10 protein-coding genes and 1 pseudogene are annotated in these 16,324 nt (G+C 65.8%); 4 read left to right on the plus strand and 7 right to left on the minus strand.

The annotated features are described in order from the left end of the window. Positions 1-22: 22 nt before the first annotated feature. The 7 genes from AC1D05_RS21430 to AC1D05_RS21460 all read right to left on the minus strand — a co-directional run bounded on the left by AC1D05_RS21430 (position 23) and on the right by AC1D05_RS21460 (position 11,283). On the minus strand, positions 23-1,516 hold the full coding sequence (locus AC1D05_RS21430) for an efflux transporter outer membrane subunit (protein ID WP_477443749.1): 1,494 nt from the start codon (positions 1,514-1,516) through the stop codon (positions 23-25). 11 nt (positions 1,517-1,527) lie between these two features. Further along, positions 1,528-4,695, minus strand: coding sequence for an efflux RND transporter permease subunit (locus AC1D05_RS21435; protein WP_477443751.1), 3,168 nt, complete (start codon positions 4,693-4,695; stop codon positions 1,528-1,530). Between the two features lie 3 nt (positions 4,696-4,698). Beyond that, positions 4,699-5,976 (minus strand): efflux RND transporter periplasmic adaptor subunit, encoded by a 1,278-nt coding sequence (locus tag AC1D05_RS21440; RefSeq protein ID WP_477443753.1) that lies wholly within the window; start codon positions 5,974-5,976, stop codon positions 4,699-4,701. Then, complete coding sequence (locus AC1D05_RS21445) at positions 5,960-9,109, minus strand: efflux RND transporter permease subunit (protein ID WP_477443755.1); 3,150 nt, start codon at positions 9,107-9,109, stop codon at positions 5,960-5,962. Before AC1D05_RS21445 ends, AC1D05_RS21440 begins: the two co-directional genes overlap by 17 nt. Continuing rightward, positions 9,106-10,260, minus strand: coding sequence for an efflux RND transporter periplasmic adaptor subunit (locus AC1D05_RS21450; protein WP_477443757.1), 1,155 nt, complete (start codon positions 10,258-10,260; stop codon positions 9,106-9,108). The genes AC1D05_RS21445 and AC1D05_RS21450 overlap by 4 nt, the downstream gene beginning before the upstream one ends. Continuing rightward, entirely contained in the window at positions 10,241-10,453 is a 213-nt protein-coding gene (locus AC1D05_RS21455; RefSeq protein ID WP_477443759.1) for a hypothetical protein, read from the minus strand. Before AC1D05_RS21455 ends, AC1D05_RS21450 begins: the two co-directional genes overlap by 20 nt. 122 nt (positions 10,454-10,575) lie before the next feature. Continuing rightward, complete coding sequence (locus tag AC1D05_RS21460; protein WP_477443761.1) at positions 10,576-11,283, minus strand: hypothetical protein; 708 nt, start codon at positions 11,281-11,283, stop codon at positions 10,576-10,578. Positions 11,284-11,507: 224 nt separating this feature from the next. On the opposite strand from AC1D05_RS21460, the gene AC1D05_RS21465 reads away from it, so the two are divergent. The 4 genes and pseudogenes from AC1D05_RS21465 to AC1D05_RS21480 all read left to right on the plus strand — a co-directional run bounded on the left by AC1D05_RS21465 (position 11,508) and on the right by AC1D05_RS21480 (position 16,322). Then, positions 11,508-12,233: a response regulator gene (locus AC1D05_RS21465; RefSeq protein ID WP_477443763.1), complete on the plus strand. Its 726-nt coding sequence runs from the start codon at positions 11,508-11,510 to the stop codon at positions 12,231-12,233. After that, complete coding sequence (locus AC1D05_RS21470) at positions 12,230-13,471, plus strand: ATP-binding protein (RefSeq protein ID WP_477443765.1); 1,242 nt, start codon at positions 12,230-12,232, stop codon at positions 13,469-13,471. The genes AC1D05_RS21465 and AC1D05_RS21470 overlap by 4 nt, the downstream gene beginning before the upstream one ends. Positions 13,472-14,046: 575 nt before the next feature. Continuing rightward, a pseudogene (locus AC1D05_RS21475) lies at positions 14,047-15,219 on the plus strand (acyltransferase family protein). Next, positions 15,216-16,322, plus strand: coding sequence for a glycosyltransferase family 2 protein (locus tag AC1D05_RS21480; protein WP_477443767.1), 1,107 nt, complete (start codon positions 15,216-15,218; stop codon positions 16,320-16,322). Before AC1D05_RS21475 ends, AC1D05_RS21480 begins: the two are co-directional and overlap by 4 nt. Positions 16,323-16,324 lie beyond the last annotated feature (2 nt).

Raw genomic sequence — 16,324 nt, forward strand, 5'->3', positions numbered from 1 at the left:
TGGTTCTGGTCACACATTTTGTTCACTGCGTCGTGAGCTGCCCCGCCAGCCTTGGCCCGGTCTTGACGTCGACGATCTCGGGCTTGCTGCTGTCGACCGTGCCGTCCCAGCCGCCGCCGAGCGCCTTGTTGAGGGCAATGTAGTTGGTCGCCAAAAGGACGCGGCTTTGCAGCAGTGAATCCTCGGCCGAGTAGAGCGAGCGCTGCGCGTCGAGCACGTCGAGCAAGCTGGTCTCGCCGGCCTTGTAGAGCGTGCCCTCGAGGTTCGCCGCCTCGCCATAGGATTTCGCCGACGCGGCAAGCTTGCTGATCCGGATGCGCTCCTGCGCCATCAGCACCAGCGCATTCTCGACATCCTCGAGCGCCGTCAGCACCGAGGAGCGGTAGGCGATGAAATACTGGTCGCGCTGCGCGCGGGCGACATCGGCGGCCGCCTGCAGCTGCCCGGCGTTGAACAGCGGCACGCTGAGCGTCGGCCCGAAGGACCAGCCGATCGACGAATTCTTGCCGAGGTCGCCGAGATTGAGCGCCGCCGTGCTGATGTTTCCGGTCAGGCTGACCGAAGGATAGCGCGCCGCCTCGGCCTGGCCGACCTTGGCGGTGTACTGCGCATATTGCCGCTCGGCCATGCGCACATCCGGGCGCGAAAGCAGGATGTCGGCGGGGAGTCCGGTCGGCATCGGCAGGCGCGGTGACGGGATCGGCTTGCTGCGCTTCAGCCGCTCGGCCAGGGCAGCCGGTGGCCGTCCGGTGAGCACCGACAGGCGATGCACCGCCTCGGCATAGCTTGCCTCCAGCGTCGGCACCGCGGCCTCGGTGCTGGCCGCCTGCCCCATCGCCTTGGCGACATCGGCCGCCGTTGCCGACCCCGCCAGCAACATGGTGCGGGTGAGTTCGGCGGTCTGCCGCTGCGATACGGCCGAACGCCTGGCGAGCGCGATGCGGGCCTGGTAGCCGCGCGCCTGGGTGTAATAGGACGCGACATCGCCGACCAGGGTCAGCAGCGTCGAGCGCAATTCCTCTTGCGCCGCGTCGACGCCGTAGCGAGCGGCCTCGACGCCCCTGCGGTTGGCGCCGAACAGGTCGAGTTCCCAGCTGGCGTCGAAGCCTGCTTGGTATTCTGTGTAGATGGAATTGGTGCCCGATGTGGTCGCGGCCGACTTGTTGCGGGTGACCGAGCCGGAGCCGTCCACGGACGGCAGCAACGTGCCGGCGCTCTGGCGATAGCTGGCGCGCGCCTCGCGGATCTTGGCCTTGGCGGTGGCGACGTCGAGATTGCCGGCGACCGCTTCCTCGACAAGCGTGTTGAGCTGCGGATCGCGCAGGCGCTGCCACCATTGCGACAGCTGCGCCGGCTGGACGGATTTCGTCGGCTTCTCACCGCTCCAGTTTGCCGGCATCGGCAGTACGGGTGTGCGATAGTCCGGGCCGACAACGCATCCGCTGAGCAGAACAGCCGTAATCATGGGCACAATGAGCCGCCCCGCGGCCACAGGGCCACGTTCAAAACCTGTCATGGAAAGTTTCCTTATTGCTGGTTGGCTGTCGCCGGCTTCTCGCCTGTGTCTTGCCCGGTATCAGGCCCCGTATCTGGCTTGGCCACCCTGCCCTTGAAGATGCGCCGCACTGTGACGAACAGCAGCGGCACCAGGAACACGCCGATTACCGTCGCCGCGATCATGCCGCCCATCACGCCGATGCCGACAGAGTTCTGCGCGCCTGAACCGGCGCCGCTGGCGATGGCGAGCGGCGTGACGCCGAGGATGAAGGCCAGCGACGTCATCAGGATCGGCCGCAATCGTTGTCGCGCCGCCTCCAGCGTCGCTTCGACCAGCCCCATGCCGGCCGCCTGCCGCTCGATGGCGAATTCGACGATCAGGATGGCGTTCTTGGAGGCCAGGCCAATCGTGGTCAGCAGGCCGACCTTGAAATAGACGTCGTTGGTCTGGCCGAAGAGGGTCGCCGCCGCGAGTGCGCCGAAGATGCCGATCGGCACCGACAGCATGACCGCGAACGGGATCGACCAGCTCTCATAAAGTGCCGCCAGGCACAGGAACACGACCAGCGCCGAAATCGCATAGAGCGACAGCGCCTGGTTGCCGGAGAGCCGTTCCTGGTGCGACAGCCCGGTCCATTCATGCGAATATCCGGCCGGCAGTTGCGCGACGAGCTTGTCGATCTCGTCCATCGCCGCACCGGAGCTCACGCCGGTGGCCGCCGCACCCTGGATTTCGACCGCCGCCGAGCCATTGTAGCGTTCAAGCCTGGGCGAGCCGAATGTCCAGTGGCTGGAGGCGAAGGCCGAGAACGGCACCATGGCGCCGCTGGCATTGCGCACCTGCCATTTGTCCAGATCTTCCGGCTGCATGCGGAAGTTCGCGTCCGACTGCATATAGACCGGCTTCACCCGGCCGCGATCGATGAAATCGTTGACGTAGTCGCTGCCCCAGGCGCTCGACAGCGTGTTGTTGATGTCGGCGAGGCTGACGCCCAGCGCGCTGGCCTTCTCCTGGTCGATGTCGATCGAGAATTGCGGCTGGTCCTCCTGGCCGTTGGGCCTTGTGGCGGTGAGCAGCTTGCTCTGCGCCGCGAGCCCCAGAAGCTGGTTTCGCGTCTGGATCAGCGCATCATGGCCGGCTCCGTTGACGTCCTGCAGGTAGAAATCGAAGCCGTTGGTGTTGCCGAAACCCTGGATGGCGGGCGGGGCAAGCGCGAAGACCTGCGCGTCCCTGATCTTGGAGAAGGCACCCATGGCGCGGCGGGCGACCGCTTGCGCCGCCAGGGTCGGCGATGAACGCTTGCTGAATTCCTTCAGCGGTACGAAGGCAATGCCGACATTCTGCCCGGCGCCGCCGAAGCCGAAGCCGGAAGCAGTGAACACTCCTGCGACAGCGTCCTTTTCGTCGTTGAGATAGTGGTCGGTGACTTGCTTCAGCACACGCTCGGTTCGGTCCTGCGTCGCACCGACCGGCAGCGACACGCTGGTGATCAGGATGCCCTGGTCCTCTTCCGGCAGGAACGAGCTCGGCAGCCGGGCAAACATCCAGCCCATGGCGATGACGATGGCGAGGAAGATGGCGAGGAAACGCCAGGACCGGTTGATGATGCCGTGCGAGCCGTCGCGATAAGCCGTCGTGCCGCGGTCGAAGACGCGGTTGAACCAGCCGAACGGGCCGGTCTGCGTCGCATGGTCCTTCGGCCGCCGCAGGATGGTGGCGCACAGCGCCGGCGTCAGCACCAGCGCCACCAGCACCGACAGCACCATGGCCGAAACGATGGTCACCGAGAACTGCCGGTAGATGATGCCGGTCGAGCCCCCGAAGAAGGCCATCGGCACGAACACTGCCGACAGCACGGTGGCGATGCCGACCAGCGCGCCGGTGATCTCGTTCATCGATTTTCGCGTCGCCTCTTTCGGCGACAGATCTTCCTCCTGCATGACGCGTTCGACATTCTCGACCACGACGATGGCGTCGTCGACCAGCAGGCCGATGGCCAGCACCATGGCGAACATGGTCAGCGTGTTGACCGAATAGCCGAACAGCGACAGCACGCCGAACGTGCCGAGCAGCACCACCGGTACCGCGATCGTCGGGATGATCGTCGCCCGCAGGTTCTGCAGGAAGATGAACATCACCAGGAACACCAGCACGATCGCCTCGGCCAGCGTCTTGACCACCTCCTCGATCGACAGCCGCACGAAGGGCGAGGTGTCATAGGGGTAGACGACCTCGACGCCTTGCGGGAAGGTCGAGCTCAGCCGGTTGATCGTCGTGCGCACCGCTTCCGCCGTGCTGATGGCGTTGGCGCCGGTCGCGAGGTTGATCGCAACGCCGGCCGCCGGCTGGCCGTTGTATCTGGCCTGCGTCGTATAGCTTTCGGCGCCGAGCTCGACGGTGGCGACATCGTTGAGGCGCACAAGCGAGCCATCCGTCTGGCTCTTCAGGATGATGTTGCGGAACTGTTCGGCGGTCTGCAGCCGGCTCTTGGCCGTCACCGTGGCGTTGAGCTGCTGGCCCTTGCGCTGCGGCATGCCGCCGAGCTGGCCAGCCGAAACCTGCGTGTTCTGCGCCTCGATCGCCGAGGCCACGTCGCTCGGCATCAGCGTGTATTTGGCGAGCTTGTCGGGATCGAGCCAGATGCGCATGGCATAGCTGGAGCCGAACAGCTGTGTCGAGCCGACGCCTTCGACGCGCTTCAGCGTGTCGTTGATGGTGCTATCGACATAGTCGGCAAGGTCGGTCGAGTTCATCTTGCCGTCGCTCGAGACGAAGCCGATGACCATCAGGAAGCCGGTCGAGGATTTGGACACGGTGATGCCGTTGCTCTGCACCACTTGCGGCAGCTGCGACTGCACCAGCTGCAGCTTGTTTTGGGTCTGCACCTGGGCGGTGTCGGGATCGGCGGCCGTCGTGAAGGTCAGCGTGATCGACGCCTGCCCGGTCGAGGTCGAGGTTGCCGTCATGTAGTCGAGATTGTCGATGCCGGTCATGCCTTGCTCGATGACCTTGGTCACCGAATTCTCGACGGTCGATGCATCGGCGCCCGGATAGGTGGCGCTGATGTTGACGGTGGTCGGCGCGATCTGCGGATATTGCGAGATCGGCAGCGAGGTCAGCGCGAGCAGGCCGCCCAGCATGATCACGATGGCGATCACCCAGGCGAAGATCGGCCGGTTGATGAAGAATGCTGACATCGCTCAGTTCCCGGCCGAGGCGCCTTGCGCCGGTTTTTGGCCATTATCGGCCACCGCTGTGGAAGACACGGACGATGACGTTTGCGCGCGGTCCTTAACCTCGCCGGTCGTCTCGTCGATCGTCACTTCGACGCCCGTCGCATCGCCGCCGGGGCGGACCAGCTGCAAGCCCTCGACGATGACGCGGTCGCCATCGCCGACGCCGGAATCCACCAGCCAGTTGTTGCCGACGCTGTTGCGGACAGTGAGCACGCGCGTCTCGACCTTGCCCTGCGCGTTGATGACCATCGCGGTCGCCTCGCCCTTGGTGTTGCGGGTGACGCCGCGCTGCGGCACCAGGAAACTGTTCTGGGCGACGCCCTCCTCGACCAGCGCCCGCACATACATGCCCGGCAAAAGCAGGCGGTCGGGATTGGGGAACTCGGCCCGAAGCGCGAACGTACCGGTCGTCTGGTCGACATTGGCGCCGGCGAATTCCAGCTTGCCGGTCTGCGTGTAGATGGTGCCGTTCTCGAGCTTCAGCTTGACGCTGACATTGGGGCCGCTGAACTTCAGCCGGCCCTCATTGATCGCCTGGCGCAGGTTGAGCAGATTGGTGCTCGACTGCGTGACGTCGACATTGATCGGATCGAGCGAACGGATTGTGGTGAGCAAGGTGTCCTGATTGGCGGTAACCAGGGCGCCTGGCGTCAGCGATGACTTGTCGATGCGGCCGGCGATCGGCGCGGTGATCTTGGTGTAGTCGAGATTGATGCGCGCGGTTTCGACACTGGCCTTGGCCGACGCCACATCCGCGTTGGCTTGCGCCAGCGTTGCCGCGGCATCGTCATAATCCTGTTTGGAAACAACGTTCTGCTTCAGCAAGCCGGCATAGCGATCGAACTTGGCTTGCGCCGTCGGCACCGCCGCTTCGGCCTTCTGCTGGGCTGCCTGCGCGCTGTCATAGGATGCCTGGTAGCTCGCTGGATCGATGAGGTAGAGCGGCTGCCCGACCACCACCTCGCTGCCTTCCTTGAACAGCCGTGCCTGGATGATGCCGTTGACCTGCGGGCGCACATCGGCGGTGAGCGAGGCTGACGTGCGTCCCGGCAGTTCGGCCGTGATCGCCACCGATTGCGGATGCAGCGTGACGACGCCGACCTCCGGCTTGCTTGCACCGGCCATGCCGGCCGGAGCTTTACTCCCCTCCTGCGAACAGGCCGCCAGAAGAACCGTGGCGGTAAGCGCTGCGGCCCAGGGCGCGAGCCGGCGGCGGGAAGACGGGCTAGACTGGATAGACATGGCCTGGATGATCTTTCGCTGGAGTTGCGGTCGCCGTCTGGCTGTCGGGATCGGATCGCTCCACCAGGAGCCGGGCGAGATGCCGGCCGAGGAAGCGCTGGATGTCGTCCATGAAGGTGTAGACGACGGGAACATAGACGAGGCTGAGCACGGTCGAGGAGATGAGCCCGCCGATCACGGCGATCGCCATCGGCGCCCGCGTCTCGGCGTCGGCGCCGATGCCGAGCGCGATCGGCAACATGCCGGCGCCCATGGCGATCGATGTCATGACGATGGGCCGTGCCCGCTTGCGCGCGGCGTCGAGCAGTGCGTCGAAGCGGCTCATGCCTCGCTCCTTCTCGGCGACCAGAGCGTACTCGACAAGCAAGATCGAGTTCTTGGCCGCAATGCCCATCAGCATCAATATCCCGATCAGCGGCGATATGCCAAGCGCCTTGCCGGTAATCAGCATGAAGCCGAGCGCACCGCCAACCGACAGTGGCAGCGCGACCAGGATGGTCACCGGCTGCACGAAGCCGCGAAACAGCAGCACCAGTGTCAGATACATCAGCAAAATGCCGGCGGCGATCGCGGTGGCAAAGCCCGAGAACAGCTCCTGCATGCGCGCCGCATCGCCGCGCGCCAGTTCATGCACGCCGGCGGGCAGGTTGCGCATCGCCGGCAAGGCGTGGATGGAAGCGGTCGCCTGGCCGAGCGTCAGGCCGGAAAGATCCGCCTCGACAGTGGCGCTGCGGCTGCGCCCCACCCTTGTGATGCTGTTTGGCCCGGCATTAAAGCCGATATCGGCGACCGCACCCAGCGGCACCGTGCCCTTGCTGCCGATCAGCGGCAGGACGGCCAGTTTCGCCGGATCGTCGATGGCGCCGTCGGGCAAGGTGACGACAACGGACACCTGGCGGTCGCCGAGATTGAACTTGGCCAGGCTGGTGTCGGTGTCGCCGATGGTGGCGATCTTCACCGTCGACGCGATCTCAGTCGGCGTGACACCGAGTTCGGCCGCCCTGGCGCTGTCGGGGCGCACGATCAGTTCCGGCTTGGTCGTTGCCGCCGTCGAGGTCGGGTTGATGAGGCCAGGCACCGACTTCATCCCATCGATCAGCGCATCGCTCGCTCTCTGCAGCGCCTCGCCATCATCGCCGACCAGCGTGATCGCCACCTTGGCGCCGGCAAAGCCGTCGGCGCCGAACTGGATGCGCGCACCCGGAATATCGTTGAGCTTCGGTGAGGCCTCTGCCTCGAACTGCTGCTGGCTGACGCTACGCTCGCCGCGCGGCTTCAGATTGACGGTGACGTTGGCGCTGCGCACCTCCGCGGAGGTCGACCCACGGTTCGGCCCACCGCCGGATGAGGCCGCGGTGCCGATGGTAGCAAAGATGCTGTCGACGGCCGGCTCGGCCTTCAGTCGCTTTGTGATGTCCTGGACGACGGCGGTCGTCTGTTCGATCGTCGACCCCGGCTGCAGCTCGACCGAGATCATCGAGCGGCCGCGATCGGTCGCCGCCATGAATTCGGTCGGCAGTTTCGTTGCCAGCGCCAGCGAACCGGCGAAGAAGGCGATGCCGGCGACAAGCGTGATCCAGCGATGGTCGAGCGCCTTGCGCAGCAGCCAGAGATAGGTCGGTACCCAGGCCGGCAGATCGTCCTCGCTGTGGCCGCCGGCGCGCACCAGATAGGCGCCCATCAACGGGGTGAGCATGCGAGCGACAAGCAGGGAGAACAGCACTGACACGCAGACCGCGACAGCAAAGGAGAAGAAGAATTTTCCGGGAATGCCGGGCATGAAGGCGACCGGCAGGAACACCGCGACGATGGTCGCCGTGGTCGCCACCACGGCAAGCCCGATCTCGTCGGCGGCCTCGATCGCCGCCTGGTAGGCGCTGGCGCCGGTCTGGCGCATGTGGCGCACGATGTTCTCGATCTCGACGATGGCGTCGTCGACCAGGATGCCGACCACCAGCGACAGCGCCAGCAAGGTGATGTTGTTGAGCGAAAGGTCGAACGCCGCCATGACGGCGAAAGTCGGGATCAGCGACAGCGGCATGGCGACCGCCGAAACCAGCGTCGCCCTGATGTCGCGCAAGAACAGCCAGACGACGCCGATGGCCAGCAACGCGCCGAGCCACAGCGCCTCGAATGCGGCGTCATAGCTTTCCTGGACGAAGCCGGAGGACGAGGTGACTTCGGTGAATTTGGCAACGTCGGTCTTGGCGCCGATGCCGGCGATCGCAGCGCGCGCGGCCTTGACCACGTCGATCTCGCTCGACCCGACCGAGCGGTAGACGTTGAAGGCGACGACCTGCCTGCCGTCGAGATAGGCGGCCTGGCGCGGCTTTTCCCAGCTGTCGACCACCCTGCCGAGATCCGAGAGCTTGACGCCGCCGGCGCCATTGAGCGCGATGCGCGTATCGGCCAGCGCCTCGACGGTGCCGGCGCTGGCCAGCGTGCGTACCGACTGCTCCTGCCCCCCGACGCTGGTGCGGCCGCCCGGCTGGTTGACATTGTTGGAGGCGAGCGTCTGGCTGACATCGCCGGCGCTGATGCCGAGCGCGGCGAGACGGTCCGGATCCAGTTCGACGCGGATGACCCGGTCGACGCCGCCCGAGCGGGTGATCTTGGAGACGCCGTCAACGCCGAGCAGCGCCTTGGCGACATCATTGTCGATGTACCAGCTCAGTGCGTCCGGCGACATTGCGGGTGCCTCGACGACATAGGTCAGCACCGAATTGCCGGTCGCGTTCATCTTGGCCACGACAGGCGTCTGCGCGGCCGCCGGCAGGCTCGACTGCACTTCGGATACGGCGTTGCGGACATCGTTGGTGGCGGTCTCGGGATCGGTGCCGAGCGTGAACTCGACGGTGGTGACGGACGAGCCTTCGCTGATCGAGGTCGAGACGTCGTCAACGCCCTCCAGCGTCGCCACGGCGTTCTCGACCACCCGCGCCACCTGCACTTCCATTTCGCTCGGTGCCGCGCCCGGCTGCGAGACGGTGACGGTGACCGTCGGCAGGTCGATGTCGGGCATGTTGTTGGTGCGCAGCTGCATGAAGCCGTAGAGGCCGGCAATGGTCAGCGACAGGAACAAAACGATGGTCGGCACCGGGTTGCGAATCGACCAGGAGGAAATGGCGTTCATCGCGCCGCCTCCGTCACCTTGCCGGCGGTGTTGGTGCCCGCTTGCGCATCGGCGGTACGCACCAGATTGCCGTCACTGAGGAAGCCGGCGCCGGCGACGACGACACTGTCGCCCTCCGACAGCCCGCTTTCTATGGCGACGCGGCCGTTCCGGTGCGCGCCGGTGGTGACCGTGCGCGCGGCGGCCTTGCCGGTGGCGTCGACGACGAAAACAACAGGCTTGCCGTCCTGCCAGACAAGGGCGGCCTCGGCGACGCTGAGCCTTTGCGAGGCGGCGCCTGCGATCGAGACGCGGGCGAACATGCCGGGCTTCAGGCCCGAACCCGCGCCGAGCGCGACATAGACGGTGGCGAGCCGCGTCGTCGAACTGACCGTCTCGGCGATCGAAGAGACGCTGCCGGCAAAGGTCCGGCCCGAAGCGTCGACGACATTTGCCGCCTGCCCGACCGAGACCATTGGCAGGTCCTTTTCGGGAACAAGCACGCCGACCTCCAGCCTGCCGTCGCGGATGATCTTCATCAGCTCGGTGCCGGCCTGGACGATCGAGCCGGCAACCGCCGGTCGGTTGGAGACGATGCCGTCGAAGGGCGCGCGGATGGTTGCCTGGTCGAGCTCGGCCTGCAGCCTGTCAGCGGCGGCCTTGGCCTGCTCGACCGAGGCCCGGCCGGTCTTGACGGCGGTCGCCTTGTCTTCCGCCGTCTCGGCGCTGATTGCCTTGCTGGCCAGCAGCCTGTCGGCGCGGCCGGCGGCGGATACGGCGGTGTCCAGCGTCGCCTGCGCCTGGTCGACCGCCGCCTTCTGCTCGGCCAGCTGTGCTTTGAGCACCGAGGCGTCGAGCCGGGCGACGACATCGCCGGCCCGCACATGATCGCCCTCTGAGACAAGCACTTCGGTCAATTTGAGGCTGGACGTCTCAGCGCCGACAGTCGCTTCCTGCCAGGCGGCGACGGTGCCGGTGGCGCTGATCGACGAGGCGACCGCCTCGGAGCGCACTTTTTCGACCGCAACCGTCAGGCTGGCCCGCGGCGCGGCAAGAGCCTGCGCGGCGGGCTCGACTGTCGAGCGGCCATAGGCGCTCAGCGCCGCCATGGCGGCCAGGACGATCAGCACGCCCGCCAGGACAAGATAGGTCTTACGCGATCTTGCGGTCATGATGTCCGTGGCCGTTGGGCTGCTGCGAAACCGGCAGCGACAGGCGCCAGGCGGCAAAGTGCAAGCGCACCGCGCCCTTCAGCGTGTCGGCGGGCAACGCCGCCGGCATGGCGGCATGATTGGCGCGTTGGCCGAGCGAGTGCCTCGGGCTCGTCGATGCGATCAGCCGCAGCATCATCATGGCTTCCCACATTGCCGTGCTTCCATTGTGGATGATTTGAACGGTGGGATGGCGGACATGGCCGCCATCCCGAAAAACCGGCCGGCCCGAGAACGGGTTGGACACCGGGCCGGCCGGGCAGCCGGACGGAGTTGTCAGCCATTCCCGGGCTGGGGTGGCGGAAGCTGTCCGCCCTGGTCGGGCGGACCTCCAGGTCCGGCTGCATCTTCCGGCGGGCCGCCCCAGGGACCGGGGGGTGGTCCGTGGGGGCGTTCCGCCGAAGCCAGGATTTCGAGCTGTTCGGGCGTGAGCTTGGTGCGCAGCTCGGCGATCGCGTCTTTCAGCTTGGCGGCCGAAGCCGCGCGCGCGGTAACCTCGTCGGCCAGTCTTTCCTGGAAGGCGAAGGGATCGGGCTTGCCGCCCGGGCCCGCATCGGGGCCCTTGGCCTCGGGCTCACCAGGGCCGGGGCCACCAGTGCCACCGGGACCACGATCATGCCGTGGCGGCGAAAGCACCGCCTGCAATGCGCTGGTATAGTCGCGCCAGGCATCGAGCTGCTCACTGCGGATGCCGACGCGCGTCTCCAGCGCCGCCAGCCGGGCGGCCAGCATGAATTCCGGCGGCGGTCCCATGCGGTGTGGGCCGAAGCCTTCAGGGCCTTGCGGACCCCAACCCTGCGGACCGTGCCGCATCGGCCCATGCGGGCCATTCTGGCCGAACCAGGGCATCGGGCCATGGTCCGGTCCATCCTGAGCCATGACCGGCGGCCCGCCTGGCGCGGCGCCGGGGTCTGGCTGGGCCGCGAGCACGGGGGGGATTGCGGCGACGGAAAACAGGCCGAGCGCAAGAAGTCTGCTTCGCATGACGGGGTTCCTTTCTCTCATGCATCGGACAGCCATGAGGATAGGAAGCCTGTTTGTCTGCTTCGCGTCGGCATGTTGCCGAAGGTTTCCGCAAAGCGGCAATTTGTTTCCGAACGTTTCTGACAGCCCGTCGGAAACATTGCGTTGCAATTTTCCATGCCGCTGGCGCGCGCGCTCCCTATAATCACGGCTAAGCCCAAATTCTCATGGGCAAGGGCATGATCATGCAATCACAACCCCATATCCTCGTCGTGGATGACGACCGCGAGATCAGGACGCTGCTCGGCCGCTACCTCGACGGCCAGGGTTTTCGCGTCTCGGTGGCGGCCGACCGGCGCGAATGCGAGCAGAAGCTGGGTGCTGGCCAGTTCGACCTCGTCGTGCTCGACGTCATGCTGCCCGACGGCTCCGGCCTCGACATCTGCCGTGCCATGCGTGATCGCAAACCGCATCTCCCCGTCATTCTGCTGACGGCGCTGAAGGAAGATGTCGACCGCATCATCGGCCTTGAGCTCGGCGCCGACGATTATCTCGGCAAGCCCTTCAACCCGCGCGAACTCACCGCCCGCATCCGCGCCGTGCTGCGGCGCGCCGCGCCGGAAGAGGCACCTGCCCCCCGCGCCCGTATCTACCGCTTCGCCAGCTACCGGCTGGAGCCCGACACCCGCAAGGTGATGGACGCACGAGGCGATCTCGTCGACCTCACCGGCGCCGAGTTCGACCTGTTGCAGGTGTTCCTCGACCGCCCCGGCCGGCTGCTGTCGCGCGACCAGCTGCTTGATCTCACCCAAGGCCGCGAGCGCGACCCGCTCGAACGCTCGGTCGACGTGCTGATGAGCCGGCTGCGCCGCAAATTTTCGGACACCGGCGACGGGCCGCTGTTCAAGACCGTGCGCAATGGCGGCTACCAGCTGACCGCGCGTGTCGAGGCCGTGGAGGCGCAGGCGTGAACTCGCTGCGCCGCCGCCTCATCCTGCTGCTGGTCCTTTCGATCGTCGGCGTCGTCGGCCTGGCGACCGCCGCCGTCATCAGCGTGCGCGGCGGCGGGCCGCCGCCGGAGCTGACCGTGCCCTGGATCGCCCAGCAGATGGAGCTCGTGGTGCGCCTGCTGCCGGGGCCGATACCGGATGTGCTGCGGGTGCAATTCAGCGACCATCCGGCCGCCGGCAAGGTCGCCCGTGCGGAAACGGAAATGCTCAACGACATCCTGCAACGCCGCGGCCTTGACCTCCTGGCCATCATCAGCGAGAAGCCCGACGAAGCCGGCCAGATCGCCTCGGTGCAAATGCCCGACAGGCGCTGGGCGATCATCGAGGTGCCGCACCTCAAGCCGCCCGGACGCGAGTGGCTGGTTCTGGCCGGCTGGATCTCGCTGATCGTGGCCGGCGCCACCGCCGTCTCGGTCTATTTCACATCGGTGCTGATCCGGCCGCTGGAAATGCTGGAGGCCGCCGTCTCCAAGATCGGCAGCGATGGCGTGCTGGCGGCGGTGCCGGAAGTGGGCTCGGCCGAGGTCAAGGCGACGGCGCATGCGCTGAACCAGCTGTCGTCGCGGCTGCGCACGGCCATGGAAAGCCGCATGCGCCTCGTCGCCGCCGCCGGCCATGACCTGCGCACGCCGATGACGCGCATGCGCCTGCGCGCCGAATTCCTCGACGAGGACCGCGACAAATGGCTTCACGACCTCGACGAGCTCGACCGCATCGCCGACAGCGCCATCCGCCTGGTGCGCGAGGAGGTGAACCAGGACGCCGTCGAGCCGCTGGACCTGCGCAAGATGGTCGGAGATATCGAAGCCGAGATGGTCGCGCTCGGCCACGCCGTCTCGATCGGCCATCTCGACAAGGTGTCGGTACGCGCCGGCGCGCTCGGCCTGCGCCGCGCGCTGCGCAACCTGATCGTCAACGCCGCTACCCACGGCAAGGCCTGCAGCATCGACCTCACTGTTACCGACAGGCGCGCCGTGCTGACCATTTCCGACAACGGCCCGGGCATCCCGCCCGACCTCATCAACAAGGCCTTCGAACCCTTCTTCCGCGTCGACCCCGGCCGCCAGCAATTCATCCCCGGCGCCGGCCTCGGCCTCGCCATCGCCAAGGAGATCATCGAGCGCTACGGCGGGACGGTGACGCTGGAGAACCGCAGGGGTGGCGGGCTGGCGCAGACGGTGGTGTTCGCGGCGGTGTGAGGCGTAAGCGAGCCGTCTGGCCAGCCGACGAAAAAAACGACTATGCTGCACCGCGAAAGGCCAATGATTCCAATTCATTCGCGGGCAAATCGGTATAGACCCAAATAGATAAAATGTAATTTTCTCAAATTTCGAGATTTTTTTACAAAGATTCGAACGCCTCCTGTCTCCCAGGGCAGAAGTGCTCCCAATCAACCAAAGCGGGTAGATCGATACAACTCGAACCATAGGGTTGAAGTGCTATCAAAAATCGCAAGAAACCGAAAAAATGGCGGCTTTTGGCCGATTTCTAGCCTTGCTCACATAAGTATTTCAGCTTGCTAAATTTTTTGTGTTGCACTGCACAATGCCGTGACCGAACCATCTATCGGGGGACTCGTTTGCGACTGGACATACGCCGTGGAGGATTCCGCCAGCTTGACGAACTTGAGCTGTCCATCCGTCGAATTCGTTCCTGGCTCGGATGGACTCGCAAGGCTCGGGTTTGACGGTACCAGGCCGAGGGCAGGTATCGTCTGTCTTCGCCCGCAGCTCGAACCGGCCAGAGGGCACGGACATCACATGGGCGCAAGCTGATGGCAAACGCCCGCGACATCCAACTGGATGCACTAAGGGCCATCGCCGTGACGATGGTGTTGTACTCGCATTTCTTCGCGGCGGGAGGATCTTCGTTCTGGGGCCACATCGGTGTGCGGCTGTTCTTCGTGCTGAGCGGCTTCCTGATCACCCGCCTGCTGCTGGAAGCGCGCGCGGCCGCCGCGTTTGAAACCGGCCCGGCGCTGCGGTCCTTCTAGATCAGACGGGCGCTGCGCATATTCCCTCCCTATTTTGCCGTGCTGGGTTTCGTCTGGCTGTTTGATCTGGAGCAGTCCAGGGGATCGCTGATCTGGCATGCGCTCTATCTGTCGAATTTCTGGTATGCGCTGCACAACAACTGGAACCCCTGGGTGCTGTGCCATTTCTGGAGCCTGAGCATCGAGGAGCAGTTCTATATCGCCTGGCCATTGGTCGTCCTTTTGGCCCCACGCCGGCGCTTCGAACAGATCTGCATCGCCGTCATCGCGCTGTCGCTGGCCTACCGCTTTTATTGGCCGCTCACCGCCAACACGGCGCTGGCGCGCGACCTGCTGCCGCCGGCATCCATGGACGCGCTGGCGACGGGCGCGCTACTTGCTTGCTGGCGGTCGAGGGGCGCGGCCCTGCCGCAATGGATGCGGCTCGGCTGGCCTGCCTTCGCGGCCTTATTCCTTGTCATCGAGTGGTTTGTCCCTGCGCCTGCCGATCCGATGCTGGAATGGGCCCATTGGCTGGTGCGGCAAGTCCTGCCCCTGGTGCCGCTGATGGCCATCGTCGCCGCCTGTTCGAGCGGCCTTGGCGGCCCTCTCGGCAAGCTTCTTGACCAGCCGCCGCTGCTTGGTCTCGGCCGCATCAGCTACGGCGTTTATCTCTATCATCCGATCTTGCTGTCGCTCGCCGTCAAGTCGCAACCCTGGATTCCGCTCAATGTCTCGCAGCAAGGACCAGGACGGTTCCTGGTTGCGGGCACCGCCACGATTGTCGTGGCCTCGATTTCCTGGCTGGTTTTCGAAAGGCCGCTCAACAGCCTCAAGCGCCGCTTCCCGTATGTCCGGCGAGCCCCGGCCGGTCATGCCGGCTGGTTTGCGAGGCCGGCGGAAGCCTATCCCGGCGGATCGCCCGATGGCCGCACGCCATCGCTCGACCTCCCGCGAACGGATGCAAGACGATGACCGCCGCGCCGCTCGTCTCCGTCCTGCTGCCGGTCTACAATGCCGGACCCTATCTCGCCGCGGCACTGGAAAGCATCCTGCGGCAGGACTACCGCCGCCTGGAGGTCGTCGCGATCGATGACGGGTCGAGCGACAATTCGCTCGAGATTCTCGAGCGATTCCGGCAGGCCGACAGCCGCATCTCGATCATCTCGCGTGAAAATCGCGGCCTCGTCGCGACGCTCAACGAAGGGCTGGCGGTCACCCGGGGCGAACTGGTCGCGCGGATGGACGCCGACGACATCGCCTATCCCTGGCGCCTGTCGCGCCAGGTGGCGCTCTTCGAACAGCGGCCCGAACTCGGCTTCTGCGGCGCCGGCGTCGACATGTTGATCCGCGGCCGCATCGCCAAGGGCAAGCCCGATCCGGTGTTCCAGTTCGGCCGCATGCCCATATTGGCGATGTTCTTCACGATCTTCATGCACCCGACGGTCGTCTACAACAGGAAGGTCATCGAAGACGCCGCTCTCAACTACGACCCGACCTACAGGCACGCCGAGGATTTCGATCTCTTCAGGCGGCTGGCCGGCCGCTATCCGGCGGCCATGATGCCCGAAAACCTGCTCGTCTACCGCGTCCATCAGGCAAGCGTGACCAGCCGGCACAGCAAGGAGATGCGCAGGACGCATTTGCGGATCGTGGCCGAGAATCTCGAGCGCGAGGGCCTCGCGGAAGCCTCGCGGGACCTGCGCGACATCGGCGAAGCGGTCAGCCACGACACGGTTACCCGTGCGGCCGACTTCATTCTCGCGCTGGAGGAACGGATCGGCTCGCTGCCGGACGAGACGCGGCCGAGCTTCGAGGCGGGCGCGCTCAACCTGTTCTATTTCCTTTACCAGCTCGTCGCCGACGAAAGGCAGCCCCCATTGACGCATGAACTGCTGACGCGGACCGCGAAGTGGAACGCCATCAGGCGGCGCGAGAAATATGCGCTGCGGCCGGGCGCCTGGGCGCCCTGGCTCAGCCGCGCCTCGCTGTCGGCCGGCAAGCAAGCGGACGCCGTGGAATACTTCTTCAAATCCGCGCCCGCCGCCGCGGTTCTGGCATCTCATCAGGTGGGCTAGAG

This window comes from Mesorhizobium sp. P2_E9 (assembly GCF_056403815.1).